Source organism: Nocardioides jejuensis (assembly GCF_004337475.1).
GTDB classification, from domain to species: Bacteria; Actinomycetota; Actinomycetes; order Propionibacteriales; family Nocardioidaceae; genus Nocardioides; species Nocardioides jejuensis.
The window spans coordinates 140,193-164,295 of the sequence record NZ_SJZJ01000001.1; the positions used below are offsets into that span (position 1 = coordinate 140,193).

General features: G+C 68.7%; 29 protein-coding genes. 6 read left to right on the plus strand and 23 right to left on the minus strand.

All coding sequences use genetic code 11. The annotated features are described in order from the left end of the window. Positions 1-29 precede the first annotated feature (29 nt). Positions 30-728: an endonuclease NucS gene (gene nucS / locus EPD65_RS00650; protein WP_131580934.1), complete on the plus strand. Its 699-nt coding sequence runs from the start codon at positions 30-32 to the stop codon at positions 726-728. Here the strand turns inward: nucS and EPD65_RS00655 are convergent. Beyond that, complete coding sequence (locus EPD65_RS00655; protein WP_131580937.1) at positions 725-1,141, minus strand: pentapeptide repeat-containing protein; 417 nt, start codon at positions 1,139-1,141, stop codon at positions 725-727. The two genes, nucS and EPD65_RS00655, sit on opposite strands and share 4 nt — an antisense overlap. 170 nt (positions 1,142-1,311) lie before the next feature. Here EPD65_RS00655 and EPD65_RS00660 point away from each other — a divergent pair, with 170 nt between their 5' ends. Next, positions 1,312-1,836, plus strand: coding sequence for a DUF952 domain-containing protein (locus EPD65_RS00660; RefSeq protein WP_243640360.1), 525 nt, complete (start codon positions 1,312-1,314; stop codon positions 1,834-1,836). Positions 1,837-1,864: 28 nt separating this feature from the next. Here the strand turns inward: EPD65_RS00660 and EPD65_RS00665 are convergent, their stop codons facing one another. The 4 genes from EPD65_RS00665 to EPD65_RS00680 all read right to left on the minus strand — a co-directional run bounded on the left by EPD65_RS00665 (position 1,865) and on the right by EPD65_RS00680 (position 5,143). Further along, the gene (locus EPD65_RS00665) at positions 1,865-2,389 is read right to left on the minus strand and encodes a ferritin (protein WP_131580942.1); all 525 of its coding nucleotides are present in this window, start codon (positions 2,387-2,389) and stop codon (positions 1,865-1,867) included. 91 nt (positions 2,390-2,480) lie between these two features. Beyond that, entirely contained in the window at positions 2,481-2,846 is a 366-nt protein-coding gene (locus tag EPD65_RS00670) for a hypothetical protein (protein ID WP_131580945.1), read from the minus strand. Between the two features lie 69 nt (positions 2,847-2,915). Further along, the gene (locus tag EPD65_RS00675) at positions 2,916-3,575 is read right to left on the minus strand and encodes a response regulator (protein WP_131580947.1); all 660 of its coding nucleotides are present in this window, start codon (positions 3,573-3,575) and stop codon (positions 2,916-2,918) included. Beyond that, on the minus strand, positions 3,572-5,143 hold the full coding sequence (locus EPD65_RS00680; RefSeq protein WP_207891360.1) for a sensor histidine kinase: 1,572 nt from the start codon (positions 5,141-5,143) through the stop codon (positions 3,572-3,574). Before EPD65_RS00680 ends, EPD65_RS00675 begins: the two co-directional genes overlap by 4 nt. 149 nt (positions 5,144-5,292) lie before the next feature. On the opposite strand from EPD65_RS00680, the gene EPD65_RS00685 reads away from it, so the two are divergent. The 3 genes from EPD65_RS00685 to EPD65_RS00695 are packed head-to-tail and all read left to right on the plus strand — an operon-like array spanning position 5,293 to position 8,080. Further along, positions 5,293-6,108 (plus strand): ABC transporter ATP-binding protein, encoded by an 816-nt coding sequence (locus EPD65_RS00685; RefSeq protein WP_131580950.1) that lies wholly within the window; start codon positions 5,293-5,295, stop codon positions 6,106-6,108. Continuing rightward, positions 6,098-6,982 (plus strand): ABC transporter permease, encoded by an 885-nt coding sequence (locus EPD65_RS00690; protein WP_243640361.1) that lies wholly within the window; start codon positions 6,098-6,100, stop codon positions 6,980-6,982. The genes EPD65_RS00685 and EPD65_RS00690 overlap by 11 nt, the downstream gene beginning before the upstream one ends. A gap of 60 nt (positions 6,983-7,042) precedes the next feature. After that, the gene (locus EPD65_RS00695) at positions 7,043-8,080 is read left to right on the plus strand and encodes an ABC transporter substrate-binding protein (protein WP_131580952.1); all 1,038 of its coding nucleotides are present in this window, start codon (positions 7,043-7,045) and stop codon (positions 8,078-8,080) included. Between the two features lie 63 nt (positions 8,081-8,143). Here EPD65_RS00695 and EPD65_RS00700 read toward each other — a convergent pair whose 3' ends face one another. Then, on the minus strand, positions 8,144-10,141 hold the full coding sequence (locus EPD65_RS00700; RefSeq protein WP_131580954.1) for a protein meaA: 1,998 nt from the start codon (positions 10,139-10,141) through the stop codon (positions 8,144-8,146). An 18-nt stretch (positions 10,142-10,159) separates the two neighbouring features. Further along, complete coding sequence (locus EPD65_RS00705; protein WP_165872831.1) at positions 10,160-10,537, minus strand: STAS domain-containing protein; 378 nt, start codon at positions 10,535-10,537, stop codon at positions 10,160-10,162. A 66-nt stretch (positions 10,538-10,603) separates the two neighbouring features. Here EPD65_RS00705 and EPD65_RS00710 point away from each other — a divergent pair, with 66 nt between their 5' ends. Further along, on the plus strand, positions 10,604-11,197 hold the full coding sequence (locus EPD65_RS00710) for a cob(I)yrinic acid a,c-diamide adenosyltransferase (RefSeq protein WP_131580958.1): 594 nt from the start codon (positions 10,604-10,606) through the stop codon (positions 11,195-11,197). 4 nt (positions 11,198-11,201) lie between these two features. Here the strand turns inward: EPD65_RS00710 and EPD65_RS00715 are convergent, their stop codons facing one another. The 16 genes from EPD65_RS00715 to prfA all read right to left on the minus strand — a co-directional run bounded on the left by EPD65_RS00715 (position 11,202) and on the right by prfA (position 24,068). Continuing rightward, complete coding sequence (locus EPD65_RS00715) at positions 11,202-12,080, minus strand: catalase family peroxidase (protein ID WP_131581197.1); 879 nt, start codon at positions 12,078-12,080, stop codon at positions 11,202-11,204. Beyond that, on the minus strand, positions 12,080-12,517 hold the full coding sequence (locus EPD65_RS00720) for a DUF2550 domain-containing protein (RefSeq protein WP_131580960.1): 438 nt from the start codon (positions 12,515-12,517) through the stop codon (positions 12,080-12,082). Before EPD65_RS00720 ends, EPD65_RS00715 begins: the two co-directional genes overlap by 1 nt. A 92-nt stretch (positions 12,518-12,609) precedes the next feature. After that, positions 12,610-13,008 carry a F0F1 ATP synthase subunit epsilon gene (locus EPD65_RS00725; protein WP_131580962.1) on the minus strand — a complete coding sequence of 133 codons (399 nt, stop codon included), beginning with the start codon at positions 13,006-13,008 and terminating at the stop codon, positions 12,610-12,612. After that, positions 13,008-14,465 (minus strand): F0F1 ATP synthase subunit beta, encoded by a 1,458-nt coding sequence (gene atpD / locus EPD65_RS00730; RefSeq protein ID WP_131580964.1) that lies wholly within the window; start codon positions 14,463-14,465, stop codon positions 13,008-13,010. The genes EPD65_RS00725 and atpD overlap by 1 nt, the downstream gene beginning before the upstream one ends. Before the next feature lie 5 nt (positions 14,466-14,470). After that, on the minus strand, positions 14,471-15,376 hold the full coding sequence (locus EPD65_RS00735; RefSeq protein WP_131580966.1) for a F0F1 ATP synthase subunit gamma: 906 nt from the start codon (positions 15,374-15,376) through the stop codon (positions 14,471-14,473). Positions 15,377-15,379: 3 nt separating this feature from the next. After that, positions 15,380-17,020: a F0F1 ATP synthase subunit alpha gene (atpA, locus tag EPD65_RS00740; RefSeq protein ID WP_131580968.1), complete on the minus strand. Its 1,641-nt coding sequence runs from the start codon at positions 17,018-17,020 to the stop codon at positions 15,380-15,382. A gap of 69 nt (positions 17,021-17,089) precedes the next feature. Continuing rightward, positions 17,090-17,893, minus strand: coding sequence for a F0F1 ATP synthase subunit delta (locus EPD65_RS00745; RefSeq protein WP_131580970.1), 804 nt, complete (start codon positions 17,891-17,893; stop codon positions 17,090-17,092). Then, positions 17,890-18,432 (minus strand): F0F1 ATP synthase subunit B, encoded by a 543-nt coding sequence (locus EPD65_RS00750; RefSeq protein WP_131580972.1) that lies wholly within the window; start codon positions 18,430-18,432, stop codon positions 17,890-17,892. Before EPD65_RS00750 ends, EPD65_RS00745 begins: the two co-directional genes overlap by 4 nt. Before the next feature lie 38 nt (positions 18,433-18,470). Beyond that, positions 18,471-18,677: an ATP synthase F0 subunit C gene (locus EPD65_RS00755; RefSeq protein ID WP_131580974.1), complete on the minus strand. Its 207-nt coding sequence runs from the start codon at positions 18,675-18,677 to the stop codon at positions 18,471-18,473. 90 nt (positions 18,678-18,767) lie between these two features. Beyond that, positions 18,768-19,568 carry a F0F1 ATP synthase subunit A gene (gene atpB, locus EPD65_RS00760; RefSeq protein ID WP_243640362.1) on the minus strand — a complete coding sequence of 267 codons (801 nt, stop codon included), beginning with the start codon at positions 19,566-19,568 and terminating at the stop codon, positions 18,768-18,770. After that, complete coding sequence (locus EPD65_RS16485; RefSeq protein WP_243640363.1) at positions 19,565-19,831, minus strand: AtpZ/AtpI family protein; 267 nt, start codon at positions 19,829-19,831, stop codon at positions 19,565-19,567. Before EPD65_RS16485 ends, atpB begins: the two co-directional genes overlap by 4 nt. Then, entirely contained in the window at positions 19,828-20,313 is a 486-nt protein-coding gene (locus EPD65_RS00765) for a hypothetical protein (protein WP_131580978.1), read from the minus strand. The genes EPD65_RS16485 and EPD65_RS00765 overlap by 4 nt, the downstream gene beginning before the upstream one ends. Then, positions 20,310-21,464: a glycosyltransferase family 4 protein gene (locus EPD65_RS00770; protein WP_131580980.1), complete on the minus strand. Its 1,155-nt coding sequence runs from the start codon at positions 21,462-21,464 to the stop codon at positions 20,310-20,312. The genes EPD65_RS00765 and EPD65_RS00770 overlap by 4 nt, the downstream gene beginning before the upstream one ends. Beyond that, complete coding sequence (locus EPD65_RS00775) at positions 21,464-22,138, minus strand: L-threonylcarbamoyladenylate synthase (RefSeq protein WP_243640364.1); 675 nt, start codon at positions 22,136-22,138, stop codon at positions 21,464-21,466. The genes EPD65_RS00770 and EPD65_RS00775 overlap by 1 nt, the downstream gene beginning before the upstream one ends. A 5-nt stretch (positions 22,139-22,143) precedes the next feature. Beyond that, positions 22,144-23,001, minus strand: coding sequence for a peptide chain release factor N(5)-glutamine methyltransferase (prmC, locus tag EPD65_RS00780; protein ID WP_131580984.1), 858 nt, complete (start codon positions 22,999-23,001; stop codon positions 22,144-22,146). Beyond that, the gene (gene prfA, locus EPD65_RS00785) at positions 22,998-24,068 is read right to left on the minus strand and encodes a peptide chain release factor 1 (RefSeq protein WP_131580986.1); all 1,071 of its coding nucleotides are present in this window, start codon (positions 24,066-24,068) and stop codon (positions 22,998-23,000) included. Before prfA ends, prmC begins: the two co-directional genes overlap by 4 nt. Positions 24,069-24,103 lie beyond the last annotated feature (35 nt).

The following is a 24,103-nucleotide window of genomic DNA, read 5'->3' on the forward strand; positions in this document are numbered from 1 at the left end:
CGTCGGGTAGGTTGAACTACCCTCGGCGCGTGAGGATCGTCGTTGCGCGTTGCCAGGTCGACTACGCGGGTCGCCTGTCGGCGCACCTGCCGATGGCCACCCGAGTCCTGATGCTGAAGTCGGACGGATCGGTGCTGGTCCACAGCGACGGCGGCTCCTACAAGCCGCTCAACTGGATGAGCCCGCCGTGCTCGGTCCGCGAGGGCGCGACCGACGAGGGCCAGATCGAGTGGATCGTCACGTCGAAGGCACCGTCCAAGGGGCAGCCCGACACGCTCCGGATCCTCCTCGAGGAGATCCACCACGACTCCTCCCACGATCTCGGCATCGACCCCGGCCTGCAGAAGGACGGCGTCGAGAAGCACCTGCAGGAGCTCCTGGCCGAGCACCCCGGCACGCTGGCCGACGGCCTCACGCTCGTACGCCGGGAGTACCCCACCGCCATCGGACCGGTCGACCTGATGTGCCGTGACGCGGGCGGACAGTCGGTCGCCGTCGAGATCAAGCGCCGAGGCGAGATCGACGGCGTCGAGCAGCTGACGCGCTACCTCGAGCTGCTCAACCGCGACCCGCTCCTGACCACCAAGGGCGGCGTACGCGGCATCTTCGCGGCGCAGGAGATCAAGCCGCAGGCCCGCGTGCTCGCCGAGGACCGCGGCATCCAGTGCGCCGTCGTCGACTACAACGCGCTCCGCGGACTCGACGACCCCACCGACCGGCTCTTCTAGTCCGCAGACGACGGGGCATCTTCGTACCCCACGACCCGTTCGAACGTCGCGCCTTCAAGGTTGGCACCTGCGAGCAACGCGCCGGTCAGATCCGTCCGGCCGTTCTCAGCCCCGGTGTTTACATACGAGAACCTCGCGCCGCGAAGGTCCGCGTCACGCAGGTCCACTCCCCTCAGGTCGCAGCCGGCGAAGGCCGCGCCGCGGAGGTCGGCCCCGCGGAGGTTCGCGCCAACGAACGTGCACATCTTGAACGTCGCGCCCAACGTCGCCATGCGAAGGTCTGCTCCGCCGAAGTCCACGCGATCGAACCAGCCCTTCGCGACCACGGAGGTCAGGTCAGCGCCGGCGAACGAGGCCAGGCGGACTCTGCTGCCGGACAGCTGCTCCCAACGCTCGCGTGCCGACAGATCCATGCATGACAGTTTCGCAGGCCGACGAGTCGTCAGGTGCCGATCCGAGGGCCGAGGGCCAATTGCCACAACAGCAAGGCCCGACACGCCGCGGCCTCCGGCGTGTTGCGGCAGCTTGCTGTGGGAATTGGCCCCTGAGGCCGGGCCGCGGGGCGGATGAGAGGATCAGCGCCGTGCTGATCTTCCACATCGCCGAGCGTTCGCGCTGGGAGGCCGCGAAGCAGGCCGGTGCCTACGCCTGGTCGACGCTCGACAAGACGCTCGACGACGAGGGGTTCCTCCACGCCTCCCGCGAGGACCAGTGGGAAGCCGTCCGCGAGCGCTACTACGCCGACGTACGACAGCCGCTGGTGCTGCTCGTCATCGACACCGACAAGCTGACGTCACCGTGGCGTGAGGATCCGGTCGGAGACGACAGCTACCCCCACATCTACGGCCCGCTCAACCCGGCAGCCGTCGTTGAGGCACGTCCACTCACCTCCACCGCGGAGCCGAGCGCGTCGTTCTTCCGGCTCTTCCTGGGCGAGGCCGCCTACCGGATGGGGTGGGCGCTCCTCAGCATGGTCGCGGCGGTCGTCGTGCACGCCGTGGTGCGCAGCCAGACCGGCGACGGGCAGGCGTTCGTTGCCGCCCTCGCGACCCTCTTCGCAGGCGCGGTGCTCGCGACGGTGCTCTACCGCCCGATCATGCGGCGCTGACCTCAGGCGCTGACCTCAGGCGCCGAACTCAGGCACCGGCAGCGCGCGGAGCCGTCGGGTCGGCACCCTCGCCACCCTGCTCGCGGGCCACGAAGTCCTCGAGGTTGTGGACGGAGTCGCGGTTGCGCTCGGCAATCGTGAGCAACGCGCCGATGGTCGCCTGCTCCTCGACCTGCTCCTTGATGAACCAGCCCATGAACTGCTCCGAGGCGAAGTCGACCTCGTCGCGGGCGATGCGGGTCAGCTCGTTGATCTGCGCAGTGACGCGCTTCTCCTGGTCGAGCGCAAGCGCGAGCGGAGCAACGACGTCGGCGAAGTCAGCCGTTGTGCCGGGCAGGGCCGGGATCGTCACCTCGGCGTCGGCGTCGAGGAGGTACTGCACCATCATCATCGCGTGCTCGCGCTCCTCGAGCGCCTGCGCGTAGAAGAACGCGGCCATCTGCGGCATCGTCTGGGCGTCGTACCAGATCGCGCAGGCGAGGTACTGGTTGTGGGCAGCGAGCTCGTTGCCGATCTGGGCGTTGAGCTGCTCGACGAAGCGCTGGGCGGCCATGGTGGTGCTCCTCGGGGGTACGACGTGGTCCGGCAAACCTAGCGACTTGCCCGGGACATGCAACGAAGGCAGGCCTGCCTTGGTCCGTGCGTCAGGCGACGCGGCGCAGGGCCTTCTTGGAGACCTTCTTGCCGTCGGCGCCGACCAGCTTGCGGTGCTTGACGGTCATGCCTTCCGGCAGCGTCCCCTGCTTGAGCATCATGATCGGGCAGCGCGTGCAGCGCTCCTTGCTCCCGCAGCACTCGGTCTTGGGCAGCAGGGACTTCGGCGCGCAGACGGTCTCGACCTCGACCGGTCCCGTCCCCTTCTCCAGCGGTATGACGGTGGTGTCGACGCCGGAGCGGAGATCCGAGCGGAGATCGGAGCGCAGGTCGGCGAGCTCGCGGCGGACGCGCTTCAGCTCGGCACGGAGCTGCTTGAGCTCCTTGTGCGTCTGCTTCGCCCGCTTCTTTCCCATGGCAGAACGGTAACACCGAGTTAGGCAAGCCTCACCTGAATCGTGGCGTGCTTCACAGAAGCTTGCTGATCAGCCTCGCCAGGCGTAGCGATGCTCCGGCCGGCCGGTCACGCCGTAGCGCAACGTCAGCTCGACGCGGCCGGATTGAACGAGATCGCTGAGATAGCGCTGCGCCGTCGCTCGCGAAACGCCAATCGACGCGGCAACACCGGCTGCCGTCAGGGCATCCTCGGACGACTCGAGCGCCGACCGGATCGCCTCAGCCGTCACCGAGGACCTTCCCTTCGCTGGCGGCGCCGCCGCGCCGCCAGCGTGCAGCAGCCCCAGGACCTGGTCCACCTGAGCCTGGTCGAGTGTCGCCGCACCTTCGAGCGCGCGACGGAACCGCACGAACGCGGCCACACGGCTCAGCAGGGCGTTGGGCGGGAAGGGCTTCAGGATGACCGCAACGGCTCCCCCGGCAACAGCGCGCCGTATGGCATCGGCATCACCATCGGCAGTCACCATGATCACCGCGGCGTCCAGCCTCCGTATCAGGTGAGAACCGCGTTCATCCGGCAGGTGCTCGTCGAGCAGGACCAGGTCCGGCCTGTGCTCGACTGCAAGCTCGAGCGCCTGCGCAGCCGTGTGGGCCATGCCCGCTACCTCGACGCCCTCGACACGGCCCACCAGATCGGCGTGCACCCGGGCAACACGGAAGTCGTCGTCAACGACGAGGACCTTGATCATGCATCCCTCCAGGACTCGTTGACGGTCGGGGTCAGGGCCGCACGCAAGGTGGCCTCGAACACGGCGCCACCGTGGTCGCCGCCGGGGTCTCGCAACACGACGTCTCCCCCGCCGGACCGTGCGGTGTGGCGTGCCAGCGACAGGCCAATCCCGTGACCTGAGCGGTCACCCGAGCGCGTCGTGAAGCCGTGGTCGAAGACCAAGGCGGCCGCCTCCGCAGCCACACCGTCGCCAGTGTCAGCGACATGGACGAGCAGATCGGTACCGGTGCCGAGCAGGGTGATCACGACGCCGCGGGGCCGTCGCGACCCGGCGGCCGCTGCCCGGATCGCGTTGTCCAGCAGGTTCGCCACAACCGTCACCGCCTCGAGCGGGCGTGCCAGGTCACCGTCCACCCATGTCTCCTCGGCAACCGTGAGCGCGACGCCTGCCTCTGACGCCTTGGCTGACTTTGCCGCAACCAGTCCCGCGAGGTACGGATCCCTGAGCCCGGGCACCCAGGTGCGGGCCTCCGTGAGCTCGTCGAGGTAGTCGCGCGCCTCGTCGAGCCGCCCGAGGTGCAGCAGGCCAGCGAGACCGTGCAGGCGGTTCGCGTGTTCGTGCGCCTGCGCGCGCAGGGCGTCCGTGAGTGCCCGGGTGGCTTCCAGCTCCCGCGCCAGAGTGTCGAGGTCCGAACGGTCCCGCAGGATCAGCACCTGCCCGAGGTCGCGCCCGTCCCGGCGTACCGCCAGACGAGTAGCGAGCACGACCTGGTCTCCCACCAGCGACAGCTCGCCGTCGGGCGCAGGCTCCTGCGTGAGGAGGCGACTCAATCCTGGATCCGCTCCGGAGGCCACCGAGTCACCCCGCTCGAGCTCGTAGCCGATCAGCCGATCAGCTTCGGGGTTCGTGACGGTGACGCGACCCCGGGGATCCAGACCGATCACCCCGTCGCGCACGCCCCGGAGCACCGCTTCATGTTCCCTCACCATGTCCGCCAACTGTCGAGGACTCAGTCCGAGGGTGCGCCGCGACAGGCGCCGCCCGAGCGTGATCGCACCGAACAAGCCGAGGCCCAGCGGAACCAGCGCGAGGACCCCGAGAGCGAGCGCAAGATGACGCGTCGCCGCTGCGATCCGGTCAGTACTGATGCCGACGCTGACCTCACCGACGATTCGTCCGTCCGTGGTGCGCAGCGGCACCTTGCCGCGGGCCGAGGTGCCGAGGGTGCCGCGTTCGACGGTGACTACCTCGCGGCCAGCCAAGGCCTCGTCCGGACTGGTGCTCACCTTCTTGCCGATGCGCGTGCGATCGGGATGGCTGTACCGGATTCCTCGATCGTCCGTGACGACGACGTACAGCGCGCCGGTGGCTTCGCGGACTCGCTCGGCTGCAACCTGAACCGGGCCTGACGGCGACGGATCGCCCTTCAGGACCCTATCCGCGAGCCCCGGCTCCTGCGCGACGGAACGGGCCACAGCAAGCGCCCTCTGCTCGTACTGGCTGGTCAGGTCATTGCGGAGCACGAGCGTCGCGGTGGCGATGCCGGCCAGCACAACGAGGCCCAGAAGCGCGACGACGACCAGCACCGTCCGGGTGCCGAGGGTGAGCTCCCTGCCGCCACGAGGCCCTTTCATCATCACGTGAGCAGAATGCACACAAAGTTGTTTGTGCGCAATGGAGCCGCAAGCAGCACAAGGATTGTGACGGCCATCACGCACTCGTAGCGTCCCGCGACATGACCCAGAGCACCCAACCCGCGATCCAGCTGCGCGGCGCGACCAAGATGTTCGCGACCAAGACCGGTACGCCGTTCACGGCGATCACCGACGTCACACTCGATGTCGCTGCCGGCGAGTTCGTGACCATCGTCGGCCCGACCGGCTGTGGCAAGTCCACGACCCTGTCGCTCGTCTCCGGCCTCGAGCCGGCGACCCGTGGCACCGTCCAGGTCCACGGCACAGCCGTGGACGGTATCCCGAACGGCGTCGGCTACATGTTCCAGTCCGACGCCGTCCTCCCCTGGAAGAACGTCCTCGACAACGTCGCCATCGGCCTGCGCTACAACGGCGTCAAGAAGGCCGAGGCTCACGACCGTGCCCGCGACTGGATCAACCGCGTGGGCCTCGCCGGCTTCGAGGACCGGTACCCGCACCAGCTCTCCGGCGGCATGCGCAAGCGCGTCGCGATGGCGCAGACGTTGATCGGCGAGCCGTCGCTGCTGCTCATGGACGAGCCGTTCGGCGCACTCGACGTCCAGACCCGCGAGTTCATGCAGGACCAACTGCTCGACCTGTGGTCGGGCACCGGTGCTGCGGTGGTCTTCGTGACCCACGACCTGACCGAGGCGATCGCGCTGGCCGATCGCGTCGTCGTGATGACCGCCGGCCCGGCGACCATCAAGTCCATCGTCCCCGTCGACCTCGAGCGTCCCCGCAAGGTCGAGGAGATCCGGCTGACGCCGGAGTTCACCGAGCTCTACCGCTCGGTCTGGGACAGCCTCCGCGAAGAGGTCGAGATCACCCGAGCCCGAGGAGCCTCCCGTGTCGCATGACATCAGCCTTGAGGTGGCCGCAGTCGAGGTCGACTCGCGTGTCCCCGCAACACCGGCAGCAACCAAGCGGATCCGCAGCCGCAAGCCCTTCGCGTGGAAGGTGCTCGGCGCCCGCGCCGCGCTCATCGTGCTCTGGCTGGGCTCCTGGGAGCTGTGTGCCCGCACGATCATCGACCCGTTCTTCTACTCCCAGCCCTCGAAGATCTGGGACAAGCTCGTCATCTGGTTCACCGACGGCACGTCCCTGGGCTCCATCTGGGAGAACATGGGCGTCACCCTCGAGGAAGCCGTGCTGGGCTTCATCACCGGTGTGGTCGGCGGCGTCGTGCTCGGCGTTCTCCTCGGCCGGAGCACCTTCCTCGCCGACGTCCTCGCGCCGTTCATCAAGGGCGCCAACGCGATCCCCCGCATCGTGCTCGCCGCACTCTTCGTCATCTGGTTCGGCTTCGGCCTGCCGTCGAAGGTCGCCACGGCGTTCGTCCTCGTCTTCTTCGCGGTCTTCTTCAACGCCTTCCAGGGCGCCCGTGAGGTCGACCGGGTCCTCGTCGACAACGCCCGGATCCTCGGCGCGAGCCGCTGGCAGCTCCTGCGCACGATCGTTCTTCCCAGCGCGACCTCCTGGATCCTCGCGAGCATGCACGTCGCCTTCGGCTTCGCACTGATCGGCGCCATCGTCGGCGAGTTCATCGGAGCCGACCGCGGTGTCGGCCTCCTGATCGCGCACTCGAAGAACAACTTCGACTCCGCCGGCGTGTACGCCGGAATGCTCGTCGTCACCGCCATGGCCCTCGTCGCCGAATGGTTGCTCACCAAGCTCGAGCACCGGCTCACGGCCTGGCGTCCGCCGGTCGCCTCAGGCGCCTCCGGGCTCTGACCCCGCCATCAGCGCCAGCACCTCCACCCCGTCGCAGCACCCCAAGAGACAGGAACACCCATGTCCACCACCACCCGGCGCCTCGCCGCCACCGCCCTCGTCGCCCTGACGGCCACCACCAGCCTCGCCGCCTGTGGCCGCTCCACCAGCAGCGCCGACAGCGCCGCTCACCCGAAGATGACCATCATGGTCGGCGGCATCGACAAGGTCATCTACCTCCCGGCCAAGCTCACCGAGCAGCTCGGCTATTTCAAGGACTCCGGCGTGGACGTCTCCCTCAAGGACGAGCCCTCCGGCGCGGACGCCGAGACGATGCTCCTTGCCGGCCAGGTCGATGCCGTTGTCGGCTTCTACGACCACTCGCTCACGCTGCAGACCAAGGGCAAGTGCGTCGAGAGCGTCGTACAGCTGGCCAAGGTCCCCGGCGAGGCCGAGGTCGTGAGCAAGGACGCCAAGGTCACCAGCACCGATGACCTGAAGGGCAAGAAGCTGGGCGTCACCTCCCCCGGCTCCTCGACCGACTACCTCACGCAGTACCTCGCGAAGAAGGCCGGCATCTCCACCGACCAGTACACGACCGTCGCGGCCGGCGCTGGCTCGGAGTTCATCTCTGCCCTGCAGAACCATGGCATCGACGCGGGCATGACCACCGACCCGACGATCGCGGTCATGGAGAAGCAGCACCTCGGCACGGTCCTCGCTGACATGCGCACGGAGGAGGGCACGAAGAAGGCCCTGGGCGGCCTCTACCCCGCAGCCAGCCTCTACATGGACTGCGACTACGTCGCGAAGAATCCGAAGACCGTGCAGAAGGTCGTCGACGCGTTCGTGAAGACGCTCGGCTGGGTCTCGACCCACTCGGCCGCCGACATCGCCGCGAAGATGCCGAGCGACTACGCCGGAGACGACGCCGCCCTGTACACGAAGGCCATCGGCGACTCGATGGGCATGTTCACCGCCGACGGCGTCATGCCCGATGGTGGCCCCGAGACCGTCTTCGATGTGCTGAGCACCTCGAACCCGGACGTCATCGCCCACAAGGACGAGATCGACCTGAGCAAGACCTACACGACGAAGTTCGCCGAGGCCGCGAAGTAAGCAGCGGCCAACACGAACGGCCCCCGGGAAAACCCGGGGGCCGTTCGGCGTACTGCTGATGGATCAGGCCAGGTCGTTGGCCTTGCGGATCACGGAGACGACGTCGTCCATGATCTCGGTGAGGCTGAAGTCCTTCGGCGTGTAGACCGCCGCGGCACCGAGCTCGATGAGCTTCTTGCCGTCGGACTCTGGGATGATGCCGCCGACGATCACCGGGATGTCACCGGCGCCCGCAGCCTTGAGGCCCTCGATGACGACCGGGACCAGCTCCATGTGCGAGCCGGAGAGGATCGACAGGCCGACGACGTGGACGTCCTCGGCGACGGCGGCGGCAACGATCTGCTCGGGCGTCAGGCGGATGCCCTGATAGACGACCTCGAAGCCGGCGTCGCGGGCCCGAACGGCGACCTGCTCGGCACCGTTGGAGTGACCGTCCAGGCCCGGCTTGCCGACGAGGAAGCGCAGGCGGCCGCCCAGCTCCTCACCGGTCTGCGCGACGCGCTGGCGAACGGCGGTGAGCGCCTCGCCGGCCTCCTGGACGCCGACGGCGCCGGAGACACCGGTGGGGGCGCGGAACTCGCCGAAGACCTCGCGCAGCGTCGCCGCCCACTCACCGGTGGTGGCACCGGCGCGGGCCGCAGCCAGCGTGGCCTGCATGAGGTTCTCGTCGGTCTTGGCGGTGGCGGCGAGGTTCGCGAGCGCCTCGGCGACAGCCGCCTCGTCGCGGCCGGCCTTCCAGGCCTCGAGGGAGGCGATCGCCGCCTCCTCCGCCTTCGGGTCGGCGGTCATGATCGCCTCGTCGAGGTTGGCGGTCAGCGGCGACGGCTCGGTGGTCTCGAACTTGTTGACGCCGACGATGATCTCCTCGCCGGCCTCGATCTTCGCGCGGCGGGCCGCGTGCGACGAGACGAGCGCGGACTTCATGTAGCCGGACTCGACGGCCGGGATCGCGCCGCCCATCGCCTGCACGCGGTCCATCTCGGCCTTCGCGCCCTCGATGAGCTCGTTGACCTTGGCCTCGATGACGACGGAGCCGTCGAAGATGTCGCCGTACTCGAGCAGGTCGGACTCGAACGCGAGGACCTGCTGGAGGCGGAGCGACCACTGCTGGTCCCACGGACGCGGCAGGCCGAGGGCCTCGTTCCACGCGGGGAGCTGGATGGCGCGGGCACGGGCGTTCTTGGAGAGGGAGACACCCAGCATCTCGAGGACGATGCGCTGGACGTTGTTCTCCGGCTGCGCCTCGGTCAGGCCGAGCGAGTTGACCTGCACGCCGTAGCGGAAGCGGCGCATCTTCTCGTCCTGGACGCCGTAGCGCTCACGGGTGATCTCGTCCCACATGCGGGTGAAGGCCCGCATCTTGCAGGTCTCCTCGACGAAGCGGACGCCCGCGTTGACGAAGAAGGAGATACGGCCGACGGTCTTCTCGAAGTCCTCGTCGGACACCTGGCCCGCGGCCTTGACCGCGTCGAGCACCGCGATGGCGGTGGTCAGGGCGTAGGCGATCTCCTGCACCGGCGTCGCGCCGGCCTCCTGCAGGTGGTAGCTGCAGATGTTGATCGGGTTCCACTTCGGGATGTTGTTGACCGTGTAGGCGATCATGTCGCTGATCAGGCGCAGGGAGTGCTGCGGCGGGAACACATACGTGCCGCGCGACAGGTACTCCTTGATGATGTCGTTCTGCGTGGTGCCGGCGAGCTGGCCCGCGACCACGGCCGGGTCGACGCCGGGGTTCTGCTCCTCCGCGGCGACCTGGTACATCGCGAGCAGCCACATGGCCGTCGCGTTGATGGTCATGGAGGTGTTCATCTCCGTGAGCGGGATGTCCTGGAAGAGACGACGCATCTCGCCCATGTGCATGACCGGCACGCCGACCTTGCCGACCTCACCGCGCGAGAGCGGCGAATCGGGGTCATAACCCGTCTGCGTGGGGAGGTCGAAGGCCACCGACAGACCGGTCTGACCCTTCGCAAGGTTGGTGCGGTACAGCGCGTTCGACGCGGCGGCGGTCGAGTGACCGGCGTACGTGCGCATCACCCAGGGCTTGTCCTTCTGGCTCATAACTGCCCACCCTATTCGTTACGAGTGGCGCTGGTCACCGGCTGGACGTGTGGCACTGATGACATCTGCGGAACCCCGCTGCTCCGGGACGGCGAACGACCCCGGTATCCGCTCGATCTCGACGAGCCGGGCAAGGCGCGAGACCGTCAGCAGGCGCCGGACCGCATCCGGCACTCCCCGGAGTACGACGCGTCCCCCACGCAGCGCGGACAAGCGACTCGCCGCTGCGATCACCCGCAGCGCCACGACGTCGGCAGACGTCACCGCACCGAGGTCCAGCACCACCACGCGCCCCGGCACGTCGAGGAGCCGCTGCAGGGCCGTCCGCATCTCCGGCGTGGAGCGCGCGTCGAGCGAGCCCGAGAGCTCCAGAACCTCGTCGCCGACCTCATCCATCTCGTGTCTCGCCTCCACCACCATGCTGCACCCGCACCCCGTCTCCCAGTAAGTAGGCTCACCGACATGGTCAACCTCACCCGCATCTACACGCGCACCGGCGATGCCGGCACCACGCGGCTCGCCGACATGAGTGAGACGTCGAAGAACGACCTTCGGTTGCATGCGTACGCCGACGTCGACGAGGCCAACGCGTTCATCGGCGTCGCGCTGGCCCATGCGGGCACCGACGGGGACATCGACCCTGGCGTCCAGAAGATCCTGGTGCACATCCAGAACGACCTCTTCGACGTCGGCGCCGACCTCGGCACGCCGGTCGTCGAGAACCCGCCCTACCCCCAGCTCCGGGTCGAGCAGGCCTACATCGACCGGCTCGAGGGCTGGTGCGACCAGTACAACGAGGAGCTGGAGAACCTCCGCTCTTTCATCCTCAACGGCGGCACGATCGCTGCCGCGCACCTCCACGTCGCGCGCACCGTCGTACGCCGGGCGGAGCGGGCCGGCTGGGCGGCGTACGCGGAGCACGGGGAGACGATGAACATCCTCGCGATCACGTACCTCAACCGCCTGAGCGACCTGCTCTTCATCTTCGCCCGCCACGCCAACAAGGCGCAGGGCGACGTGCTCTGGGTTCCCGGGGGCGAGCGGGGCCAGAAGTGACCGCTCAGATCCGGCGGGAGACCGACTCGGAGTAGGCGGCCGCGCGGTAGCGCAGGATCGGGTCGTCGGAGAGCTCGATGCCGTCGACGACCCGCGTCGGATCGAAGACGACGACCTCTCCCCCGGTCTCACGCTCCGGGTCCAGACCGGTGACCTCGAGCGTGCCCGCATCGAAGGTGTGGGCGCCGACCCAGACCGACATCGGGTCGTGCGGGTCGTCGCCGTCGGCAGCCACGGTCACGCGGAGCGTGAAGCGCACCGGCGCCTGGCCCAGCCGCGCGCGCAGCTCCTCGGCCAGCCGGTCCTTGCCCTTCGGCTTCGACGGGCGCTGATCCTTGGTCGCCTGCGGCTCGAAGACGTAGCGCACCCAGCTCTGCGATCCGTCGGGGGCGATCCAGCGGTAGGCGTGCACCGGGTAGTACGTCGCCTCGGCGTACGAGTACGGCGGCACGACTGCCTTCGCCTTCACGTTGGCCAGCAGCGGCTTGATCGCCGAGCGGTGGCGGGCCATGAACCCAGGCAGCTGGTGCGGCTTGCTGTGCTCGACGAGGGCGATGAAGTCCTCGGGCGTACGCACCGGGAATCGCGGGGCGGTCTGACCCAGGAGGTCCGTCGCGGTGCCGTCGGGAAGCCGGAAGGAGACCCCGATGCCACGGACATCAGGGGCGTTGTCCCCGACCCCCGGATGCCCGCCGCCGTTGGAGAAGCGCACCCAGACGGGCACCGGTGCCTGCAGGTGCAGGGCACGGCCGAGGCGGCCTGCCTCGGCCGTCGGCGTGAAGGTCGCCGTGTAGAACCGGCCCTTCGCGTGCAGCGCCCGGTAACCGGGGTGGCGCCCGAAGACGCCGTTGATCCGGTCGATGGCCTCGGCAGGTGTGATCATCAGCGGATCTCCGCTCCTGGGGGGCCGGACTCGGCCCACGACTGGAACCCGGTGAGCGAGGGACCACTCATCGCGAACTCGACCGGGCCGTCAGGTGTCTCGCACCGTACGACGACGTGGTCGGGGTAGAGCGACATCGTCTCGATGCCCTCGGGGTCGCGCCGTCCGACGTACGCGAGGGTCTTGCGGTGCCACCGAAGCCGCGGCTTGGGCGACAGCGAGAAGATCCGGAACCACTCCAGCTCCTCGCCGGAGTAGCGACCGATGCCGAGCACCCAGCCCCGACCAGGCGTGACCGAGCGCATGCGGTAGGAGAGCTCGAACGTCCCGCCGTCGCGCGCGATCCAGCGTCGGCGTACGACGAGGGCGACTGCCAGGAGGACCAGCAGCACAAGCGCCGCGACGAGGGCCTCGACGCCCCACTCCCATACCGCCAATGCAGCCTCCTGAAATGTGCCCGACCCCGGTCCGGTGGCGCAAACGATAGCGCCACCCGACCGGGGTCGGATCAACTGGGTTCAGACAGTCGTCAAGAAGCCTTCTCCACAGCGCGGATGCGGGCCTCGGCCTTGCGGACCGCCTCGGTCGCCGAGCCGTTGTCCTCGCCGGCAGCCAGTGCCCGCTCGAGGTCGTGACGCGCCTTCTCGAGGTCGATCTCGTGCGACATCTCCGCGTGCTCCGAGAGGATCGAGACCCGGTTGTCGGCGACGGACAGGAAGCCCGCGTCGACGGCCGCGACCCACGTCTCGCCCTGCGGCGTACGGATGTCGACGACACCGTCCACCATCAGGGAGAGCAGCGGAGCGTGGTTCGGCAGGATGCCGACGTCGCCCTCGGTGGTGCGGGCGATGACCATGGTGGCCTCGCCCTCCCACACGACGCGGTCCGCTGCTACCAGCGAGACCGTGAGGAGCTTGTCGGTAGCCATCAGAGGCTCGCCTGGATCTCGGCCCACTTGGCGTCGACGTCGTCGAGGCCGCCGCACATGAAGAAGGCCTGCTCCGCGACGTGGTCGTACTCGCCGTCGCAGATCTTGTTGAACGCCTCGATGGTCTCCGCGAGCGGAACCGTCGAGCCCTCGATGCCGGTGAACTGCTTGGCGACGTAGGTGTTCTGCGAGAGGAAGCGCTGGATGCGACGGGCGCGGTGCACGACCGTCTTGTCCTCCTCCGACAGCTCGTCGACACCGAGGATCGCGATGATGTCCTGGAGCTCCTTGTTGCGCTGCAGGATCTGCTTCACGCGGATCGCGCAGTCGTAGTGCTCCTGGCCCACGTACTGCGGGTCGAGGATGCGCGACGTCGACGTGAGCGGGTCCACGGCCGGGTAGATACCCAGCGAGGCGATCTCACGCGAGAGCTCGGTCGTGGCGTCCAGGTGGGCGAACGTCGTGGCCGGCGCGGGGTCGGTGTAGTCGTCAGCGGGGACGTAGATCGCCTGCATCGAGGTGATCGAGTGACCACGCGTCGAGGTGATGCGCTCCTGGAGCTGACCCATCTCGTCGGCGAGGTTCGGCTGGTAACCAACGGCGGACGGCATGCGGCCGAGCAGCGTGGAGACCTCGGAACCGGCCTGCGTGAAGCGGAAGACGTTGTCGACGAAGAGGAGCACGTCCTGCTTCTGGACGTCGCGGAAGTACTCCGCCATCGTCAGCGCCGAGAGGGCGACGCGAAGACGCGTGCCCGGCGGCTCGTCCATCTGGCCGAAGACAAGGGCGACCTTGTCGAAGACGCCAGCGTCCTTCATCTCGTGGATGAGGTCGTTGCCCTCACGGGTGCGCTCGCCGACACCGGCGAACACGGAGACACCGCCGTGGTTCTTGGCCACACGCGCGATCATCTCCTGGATGAGGACGGTCTTGCCGACACCGGCACCACCGAACAGGCCGATCTTGCCACCGGTGACGTACGGCGTGAGCAGGTCGATGACCTTGATGCCGGTCTCGAACATCGTGGTCTTCGACTCGAGCTGGTCGAAGGCCGGAGCCTTGCGGTGGATGCCCCAGCGCTCGGTCGGGTTGTACTCCTCGCCGTCCTCGAGGTTGAGGACGTTGCCGGTCGCGTCGTAGACGTGACCCAGCGTGATGTCACCAACCGGGACGGAGATCGAGTCGCCGGTGTCGCGCACCTGGGCGCCACGGACCAGACCGTCGGTGGACTTCATCGAGATGGCACGGACCAGGCCGTCGCCGATGTGCAGCGACACCTCGAGCGTGAGCTCGGCCTTCGAGCCGTCCGGCGTCTGAAGGTCGACCTTCAGCGCGTTGTAGATCGCCGGCATCTGGTCAGCCGGGAACTCGACGTCAACGACCGGGCCGATGACGCGGGCGACGCGACCGACAGCTCCGGAGGCCGGCGCGATCGTCTCTTCAACAATGGCAGTCATGTCTCTCACTCACTCCCGGCGGTCGCGTCGGCAAGGGCGTTGACGCCACCGACGATCTCGCTGATTTCCTGGGTAATGCCGGCCTGACGGGCCTGGTTGGCAATTCGGGTGTACTTCTTGATGAGCTCTTCGGCGTTGTCCGTGGCCGACTTCATCGCCTTCTGACGGGCCGCCAGCTCGGAAGCGGCAGCCTGCAGGTGGGCGTGGTAGACGCGGCTCGTGACGTACTTCGGGAGAAGCGCGTCCAGCACGTCGGAGGCCGACGGCTCGAACTCGTAGAGCGGAAGCAGCTCGTTGTCCGCCGGAGCCTCGGTGCCCTCGACGACCTCTAGCGGGAGCAGACGCAGCGCCGTGGGCGCCTGCGTCAGCATCGACACGAACCGCGTGAAGACGAGGTGGACCTCGTCAACACCGTGCGTGTCCTCGAGGAACTCCGCGATGAGGGTGTCGGCGATCTCCTTGCAGACGTCGTACGTCGGCTGGTCGGAGAAGCCGGTCCACGCCTGGACCACCGGACGGTTGCGGAACTTGTAGTACGCCTCGGCCTTGCGACCGGACACGTACAGCGCCACGTCCTTGCCCTCGGCGCGAAGCTTCTCGGCGAGACGCTCCGCCTCCTTGATGGCGTTCGAGGCGTACGCGCCGGCCAGACCCCGGTCGCTGGCCACCACGAGGATGGCCGCGCGGCCAGCGTCAGTGGTCTCGCGGGTCAGCGGGTGGTCCACGTTGGAGAACGTGGCCACCGCGCTGACCGCGCGGGTCAGCTCCCGGGCGTACGGCTCAGCGGCCTGCGCCCGCTGCTGCGCCTTGATGATGCGGGACGCAGCGATGAGCTCCATGGCGCGCGTGATCTTCTTCATCGACTGCGTCGACTTGATCTTCGCGCGGTACTCACGCAGCGAGACGGCCATGGATCAGGCCTTCTTCTGCTTGACGATCTGCTCCTGGGCGACGGCCTCGTCCTCGAGCGCCTCAGCCTGAGCCTTGACGGCGGCGGAGCCACCGGCGGAGGTCTCGAACTGCTTGAGGAACTCGTCGTACGCCGCGACCAGCTGGGTCTCGGTCGAGTCCTCGAACTTCAGCGTCTCGGCGATGCCGGCCAGGATGCCCGCCTGCGAGCGACGCAGGTAGTCCAGGAACTCCTGCTCGAAGCGGATGACGTCCTCGGTCGGGACGTGGTCGAGGCGACCCGACGTGCCCAGCCAGAGGGAGACCGTCATGTCCTGCACCGAGTACGGCGAGTACGCCGGCTGCTTGAGCAGCGCCATCAGCTTCTGGCCACGGGCCAGCTGCTGCTTCGACGCGGCGTCGAGGTCCGAGGCGAACATGGCGAACGCCTCCATGGCGCGGAACTGCGCCAAGTCGACCTTGAGCGAGCCGGTGACGGCCTTGAGCGCCTTGGTCATGGCCGCGCCACCAACACGCGAGACCGAGACACCGACGTCGATGGCCGGGCGCTGGTTGGCCGCGAACAGGTCCGACTGCAGGAAGATCTGGCCGTCGGTGATGGAGATGACGTTGGTCGGGATGAACGCCGAGACGTCGTTGGCCTTGGTCTCGATGATCGGGAGACCCGTCATCGAGCCGGCGCCGAGCGCGTCGGAGAGCTTCGCGCAACGCTCCAGCAGGCGGGAGTGGAGGTAGAAGACGTCACCCGGGTACGCCTCGCGGCCCGGCGGGCGACGGAGGAGGAGGGAGACGGCGCGGTAGGCCTCGGCCTGCTTCGTCAGGTCATCGAAAACGATGAGGACGTGCTTGCCCTGGTACATCCAGTGCTGACCGATGGCGGAGCCGGTGTACGGCGCGAGGTACTTGAAACCAGCCGAGTCGGACGCCGGGGCGGCGACGATGGTGGTGTACTCGAGCGCGCCGGCCTCCTCGAGGGCGCCACGCACGGAGGCGATGGTCGAACCCTTCTGGCCGATGGCGACGTAGATGCAGCGGACCTGCTTCTCCGGGTCGCCGGTCGCCCAGGCAGCCTTCTGGTTGATGATCGTGTCGATCGCGACCGTGGTCTTGCCGGTGGCGCGGTCACCGATGATCAGCTGACGCTGGCCACGGCCGATCGGGGTCATCGAGTCGATGGCCTTGATGCCGGTCGCGAGCGGCTCGTGGACCGACTTGCGGTCCATGACGCCGGCGGCCGGGATCTCGAGGGAACGACGACCCTCGATGCCGGTGATCTCGCCAAGGCCGTCGATCGGCTTGCCGAGCGGGTCGACCACGCGGCCGAGGTAACCCTCGCCGACGGGGACGGAGAGGATGTCGCCGGTGCGACGGACCGTCTGGCCCTCTTCGATCTTGTCGAACTCACCGAGGACAACGGCACCGATCTCGCGGGTGTCGAGGTTCAGCGCGAGGCCGAGCGTGCCGTCTTCGAACTCGAGCAGCTCGTTGGCCATGGCCGACGGGAGGCCGCTGATGCGGGCGATGCCGTCGCCGGCCTCGGCCACGGTGCCGACCTCTTCGCGGGACGCGGTCTCCGGCTTGTAGTCGGACACGAAGCGCTGCAGGGCGTCCCGGATCTCGTCCGGACGGATGGACAGCTCCGTCATTTGGTCTTCCTCACTCTTGGTGTGCTGCTCGAAAAAGTTCTGGGTGCCGGGCTGGTCGACCGCTGGGGGTCAGCCGGCGAGACGACGGCCAGCGTCGTCGAGGCGCGTGGAGACGGTGCCGTCGATGACCTCGTCACCGATCTCGACCTTGATGCCGCCCACGACCTCGGGGTCGACGACGACGTTCAGGTGGATCTCCTTGCCGTACTGCCGGGTGAGGGCAGCGGCGAGACGCTCGGCGTCGGTGGGCTGGAGCGGGCGCGCCACACGGACGACCGCGACCCCCTTGCCCTGCACGTCCGCGACGACCTTCTGGTACGCCGAGAGCGCGGCGTCCACCGTGCGGTGCGAACCGCTCAGCGACTGCTCCGCCAGGGTGATCGTGGCCGGAAGGGCCTTGCCCTCGAGGAGGCTGCGGACCAGACCGTTGCGGTCGGCCAGCGAGCGGCTCGGGTCGGCAAGTGCCTCCCGGAGCTCGGGGCTTCCCTTGACCGCGTTGGCGAAGGCGAAGAGCTCGTCAGCCAGTCGGCCGGCGTCAGCACCGGTCGACGTCACGGTCGCGACGGCACCGAGGTGCTCGAGCACGTCCGCGATGTCGCGCGCGGCCGTCCAGCGCTGGCCGAAGGCCGTGCTGACCAGGCCGAGCGTGGTGGCGCCGACGTGACTGCCGAAGACCTGCTGCGCGAGACCGGCCTTGGCCTCCGCCGCGACGGACACGTCCGCCGCGATGCGGCGCAGGGCCGGCTCGGACCGCAGCACCGCGGCAACCGAGAAGAGCTCGGCTCCCACGGTGGCGTCGGCCGCCCCCTCCAGCTGGCTGGAGAGGGTGGCCAGAGCCTCAGCGGAGGCGCCCCGGATACCAGGGACGGTCACTTCGCGCCCTCCAGCTCGGACAGGAAGCGCTCGACGACGCGGCTCTGGCGAGCCTCGTCCTCAAGGCTCTCGCCGACGATGCGGCCGGCGAGACCGGTCGCGAGGGCGCCGACCTCGGCACGCAGCGAGGTGACGGCCTGCTGGCGCTCCGCCTCGATCTGCGTCTTGCCGTGCTCGACGATGCGCGTGGCCTCGGTCTGAGCCTGCTCGCGCATCTCGGCGACGATGGCCGCACCCTGCTCGCGCGCCTCCTCACGGATGCGCGCCGCCTCGTGGCGGGCGTCCGCGAGCTGCTTCTCGAGCTCGGCGAGCTTGGCGTCGGCCTCGGCCTGCTTGGTCTCGGCAGCGGCCAAGCCGCCCTCGATCGCCTGCGTGCGCTCGGCGTAGGCCTTCTCGAAGTTCGGAACGACGAACTTCCAGATGCCGATGAGGATGATCGCGAAGACGATCGTGCCGAGGATGATCTCGGGCACGGCCGGCATCAGCGGGTTGTGCTCCTCGGCGGCAGCCTCCATCGCGATGACGACGTTGCTGATCATGCTGTCTCCTTAGTCGAACCGCTCGGACCGGCCGAGGGTCACTTAAGGACGAACGCGATGGCGAGGGTGATGATGAAGAGCGCCTCAGCGAGAACGAAGCCGAGGATGGCGCGGCCGAACAGCGTGCCGGCAGCCTCAGGCTGACGAGCGATGCCGCCGATGAGCGCAGCGAAGATCAGACCGATGGCAACGCCCGGGCCGATGGCGGAGAGGCCGAGACCGATGAGGTTGAGGGAGCCAGTCATGGCTTTTTCCTTTCGTCTGCGACGTGGCGGTCACGTCGCGCTTTGGCGAAACTTGAGGGGGTACTACGGGTGCTGCAGGTCTTCGTCGGCTCAGTGCTCGTCGGCGATGGCCTCGCCGATGTACATCGCAGCGAGCAGCGTGAAGACGTAGGCCTGCAGGAACATCACGATCAGCTCGAGGAAGCTGACGGCGATGCCCATCACGAAGGCCAGGATTCCGACTCCGCCGTGGACGATGTTGCCGTCCTGCAGGAGGAAGGCGCCACCGCCGGCGAAGAGCGCGAGCAGCAGGTGGCCGGCGAACATGTTGCCGAAGAGACGCAGCGTGAGCGTGAACGGGCGCACGATGATGTTCGAGAGGAACTCGAGCGGGACGAGCAGGACCAGGATCCAGCTCGGGACGCCGTGCGGCACGGTCGCGTGCTTGAGGAAGCCGAAGAAGCCGTGCTTCTTGATGCCGGCGCCGATGAAGACGAGCCAGGCGAGCGCGGCGAGCGGCACGATGTAGCCGATGCGGCCGAAGGACGGCAGCTGCACCAGCGGGATGATGCCGTAGTAGTTGTTCACGATGATGAACAGGAAGAGCGAGAAGAGGAACGGCACGAACTTCATGAACTTCTCGGAGCCGATCGCCTCACGGGCGATCGTGTTGCGCACGAAGCCGTAGACCATCTCGCCCGCGAACTGCAGGCGGCCCGGCACGACCGAGGCCTTGCGCGACGAGGCGATCATGAAGCCCAGGATCAGCACGGCCGAGAAGGTCACGAGGACCATCGACTTGGTGATGCCCGAGTCAGCGATCGACGGCAGGTCGAAGATGCCGGCGCTCGGCGCGTGGAACTCGTCCCCCGCCTTGATCGTGGCGGCCGCAATAGTCGCGGTGAGGCTCACTCTGTCTCCTTGCCGTGGCTCTGCTCGGTCTCGGCTGCGTGTGCACCGAACCGCTTGAAAGTCATGTAGATGCCGAGAGTCGCCCCGAAGAGGATCCCGACGACGACCAGGAAACTCGTCCCCAGCCATCGGTCAGCGAGCCAGCCCAGAATTCCGTACAGCGCCACTCCGGACACGAGGTACCCGAAAGCGAGCCACGGGTCTCCCTGTGGCTGCTGTTCTTCTTCTGTGCGAGGCATCGCGGGCCGGACACTACCAGTCATGAGCCGTCCTCGCTCACCTGCGTGAGGTCGTGAACACCGGTCGTATCGTGTCGGGCCCGCCACGCACCCAGGACCTGCCCGGCAACCCACGCGATCGTGGCCGCGGCGATGCCGCCCGCGAGCCACGGAGCGGACAGATCGTGACGCATCGCCGCGTCCTGCTGATAGCGCACGTACAGCGCGAACAGGACGGCGACCTGGGCGACGTACATGACCATCGCGACGAGCAGGCTCGCCTCCGGGATGACGCGTACGACGAGGGCGAGGGTGGCCACTCCGAGCAGGAGCACGGCGAGCACGGCAAGACCACCGACGAGTGCTCCCGCCAGCGCGCGGTCCCCCGTCGTCGCGGCGGCGATGACCGCGAGGACGCCCACCGCCACCACGGCGAAGGCGCTCGCGAAGATCATCGGGACGAGCGCCTGCGAGACCGCCTGGCGCGTCTCGAGGTCAGCGTCATCGGTCGGGTCGGTGGCGCTCACGGAAGGGGTACCTCTCGGTCGGACTCGGGCCGGTGCGGCAGGTGCACGCGCGGGACCGCGAAGGTCAGGAAGACGGTGATGACGAACCAGATCGCCAGCAGGGCGAAGACGATCGGTCCGGAGTAGAGGCCCGCGAGCACCATGCCGTAGCCGACGAGTGCAGCCCAGAGCCAGATGATCATCACGGCGCGTCGGTGGGAGTGGCCGATCTCCAGCATCCGGTGGTGCAGGTGCTGCTTGTCCGGGTGGTAGAACATCTGCCCCCGCCGCGTACGCCGGATCACCGCGAGCACCAGATCGGCGAAGGGGACGATCAGGATCGACAGCGGCAGCAGCACGGGCAGCAGCGTCGGCAACAGGCTGGCATCCGCGCCGTCACCGCCACGCGTCAGCGCCTCCGCCGGGAACTGGCCGGTCAGGGTCAGCGCAGAGGCCGCGAGGACGAGCCCCAGCAGCATCGATCCGCTGTCGCCCATGAAGAGGCGTGCCGGGTGGAAGTTGTGCGGGAGGAACCCGGCGCAGGCGCCGGCCAGCGCGGCACAGAGCAGGGCAGCAGTCGAGGCCAGCACCTGACCGTTGAGGTACGAGAGCTGGTAGCAGAAGAGCAGGAACGCGCTCGCACCGATGCCGACCACCCCGGCGGCGAGGCCGTCGAGGCCATCGACGAAGTTCACCGCGTTGACCGTCGCGACCACCGTCACGACCGTCAGCAGCGAGGCGAGATCCGGCGGAAGCGCGAACTGGCCGATGCCCGGGAGCGGGAAGAACCGGTAGGTGACGCCGAACAGGATCAGCAGGCCGGCCGCCACGACCTGGCCGCCGAGCTTGGTCAGCGCGTCGAGCTCGAGAAGGTCGTCGAGGACGCCGATCGCGCAGATCAGTGCGCCTCCGGCGAGGACCACGCCGGCGTCGTGGAAGACGTTGCCAGGGTCCTTGGCGCTGAGGAACGGCAGGTGCCGGGCCACGAGGTACGCCGCCACGAGACCGCCGAGCATCGCCACTCCCCCGAAGTACGGGATCGGGATGACGTGCATGTCGCGGCTGCGGACCTGGGCGACGGCGCCGGTGCGGAGCGCGATCTCGCGGGCGATGACGGTCAACAGGTAGGTCACCGATCCGGCGACCAGGAAGACGACGAGGTACTCGCGCATCAGCCCTCGTCGACGGCGTCGTCGGCGGGGATGGTGATTCCGAGCGGGCCGGTGACGGCGTTGAGCTGCTCGAGGCTGAGGGCGCCCAGGCGCAGCACCCGCGGGCGCTCTGGGTCGGTCGCGTCGATGATCGTGCTGGGCGTCGTGCCCGCCGAGGGGCCGCCATCGAGGAGGACGGTGATCTCGCTGCCGAGCATCTCCTCGGCGGCGTCCGCGTCGGTGGCGGCCGGGTGGCCGGTGAGGTTGGCCGAGCTGACCGCGAGTGGACCGGTGCGCTCCAGCAGCGCGATCGCCACCTCGTCGTCCGGCATCCGCACCGCGACGGTGCCCCGCGTGTCACCGAGGTCCCACTGCAGCGACTGCTGCTGGCGGAGGACGACGGTCAGGGCGCCGGGCCAGAACTCCTCGGTGAGCGCACGCACCCACTGCGGAACGCCGATGGCGAGCGCGTCGATCGTCGACGCCGCGCCGATCAGGACCGGCGGGGGCATCTCGCGGCCACGGCCCTTGGCCGCGAGCAGGCGGCGTACGGCGGCGGGGTCGAAGGCGTCGGCCCCGATGCCGTAGACGGTGTCGGTGGGAAGGACGACGAGCTCACCGCGGCGTACGGCGAGGGTGGCGGCCTCGAGGGCCTCCTCGCGCTCGGCTGGGTCGGTGACCGGGAAACGCTTCACGGGGGTCATCGTGCCAGTCGCGCCGTCAGGTAGCGCGCACGTCCTGCCATGTCGACATGATCGCGGACCTCACGCCAGCGGCCGGTCGCTGCAAAGACGGCAGGAGCCGACTCGCCCTGCACGTCGGCGTGCTCGGCACCCACGACTCCCCCGGGCTTCAGCAGCACGGCCGCGTGAGCCTCGAGGAGACGCATCGCGTCGAGGCCGTCGTCGCCGGAGAAGAGCGCCAGGTGCGGGTCGTGGTCGCGCGCCTCGACGGCGACGGACTCCCACGCCTCGAGCGGGATGTACGGCGGATTGCAGACGACCACGTCGACCGTGCCGGCCAGCTCCGCGAACGCCGCGAACGCATCGCCCTGACGCAGGTCGACGCCCGTGCCGGCCAGGTTGCGACTGGCCCAGGCGTGCGCCGGTTCGTCGAGCTCGACGGCGTGGACCTCGGCGTCGGGCAGCTCGTCCTTGATCGACTTCGCGATCGCGCCCGATCCCGTGCACAGGTCGACGACCACCGGGCGCTCCCCTGCCAGCGCAGCATGCTCGATCGCCCAGCCGGCCAGCAGCTCGGTCTCCGGTCGCGGGGTGAAGACACCCGGACCGACCTGGAGGCTGACGTGCCGGAAGTACGCAACGCCTGTGAGGTGCTGGAGCGGCTCGCGGCTCTGGCGCCGGTGCAGCAGATCGTCGAGGGCATCCCACTCCCCTGCAGACATCTCGCGGCCACGGATGTCGAGGAGCTGGACCTCGGCCGGGTCGACCTGGAGCACGTGGGCGATCAAGAGGCGCGCGTCGGACTCCGGCGATTCGACGCCGGCCTCGGCAAGCCGGCGAGCGGCCTCGGCGAGCGTGGCGCGGATCCGGGTCATCCGAGCTCCTCCAGCCGGCTCTGCAGGTCGGCCTGAACACAGCTCTCCAGCACCGGGCCCAGCTCGCCGTCGAGGACGGTGTCGAGGTTGTACGCCTTGTAGCCCGTGCGATGGTCGGAGATCCGGTTCTCCGGGAAGTTGTAGGTGCGGATCCGCTCGGAGCGGTCCACGGTGCGGATCTGGCTCTTGCGGGCGGCGCTGGCCTCGCTCGCCGCCTGCTCCTCCGCGACGGCGAGCAGTCGGGCGCGCAGGATCCGCATCGCCGACTCCTTGTTCTGCAGCTGCGACTTCTCGTTCTGGCAGGACGCGACGATGCCCGTCGGCACGTGCGTGATGCGCACGGCGGAGTCGGTGGTGTTGACGCTCTGGCCGCCGGGGCCCGAGCTGCGGAAGACGTCGATGCGCAGGTCGTTGTCGTTGATCTCGACGTCGACCTGCTCAGCCTCCGGCATCACGAGTACGCCGGCGGCGCTGGTGTGGATCCGGCCGGCCGACTCGGTGGCGGGGACACGCTGGACGCGGTGGACGCCGCCCTCGAACTTGAGCAGCGCATACGGGGCCTCGCCCGGCTCGGGCGTGCCCTTCGCCTTCACCACGGCCGTGACGGACTTGTAGCCGCCCAGGTCGGACTCGTTGGCGTCGAGGATCTGGACGGACCACCCGTGGCGCTCGGCGTAGCGGGTGTACATCCGGAGCAGGTCGCCCGCGAAGAGCGCCGACTCCTCACCGCCCTCGCCCGACTTCACCTCGAGGATCGCGTCCTTGCCGTCGTTGGGGTCGCGCGGGACGAGCAGCTGCCGGAGCTTCTCGGCGACCTGGTCACGGCGCGACGCAGCTGCCTCCGCCTCGGCGGCGAACTCCGGGTCCTCGGCCGCCAGCTCGCGCGCCGCGTCGATGTCGTCACCGAGCTGCTGCCACTCCCGCCACGTGCGGACGATGGCCGACAGCTCGGCGTACCGCTGGTTGAGGCGCTTGGCGAGGGCCTGGTCGGCGTGGGTCGCGGGGTCGGCGAGCTGCTGCTCGAGCCGAGCATGCTCGGCAGCGAATCCCTCTACGGCGTCGAACACGGCGTACTCCTGCGGCTTGGGTCTCGAGACGAGGC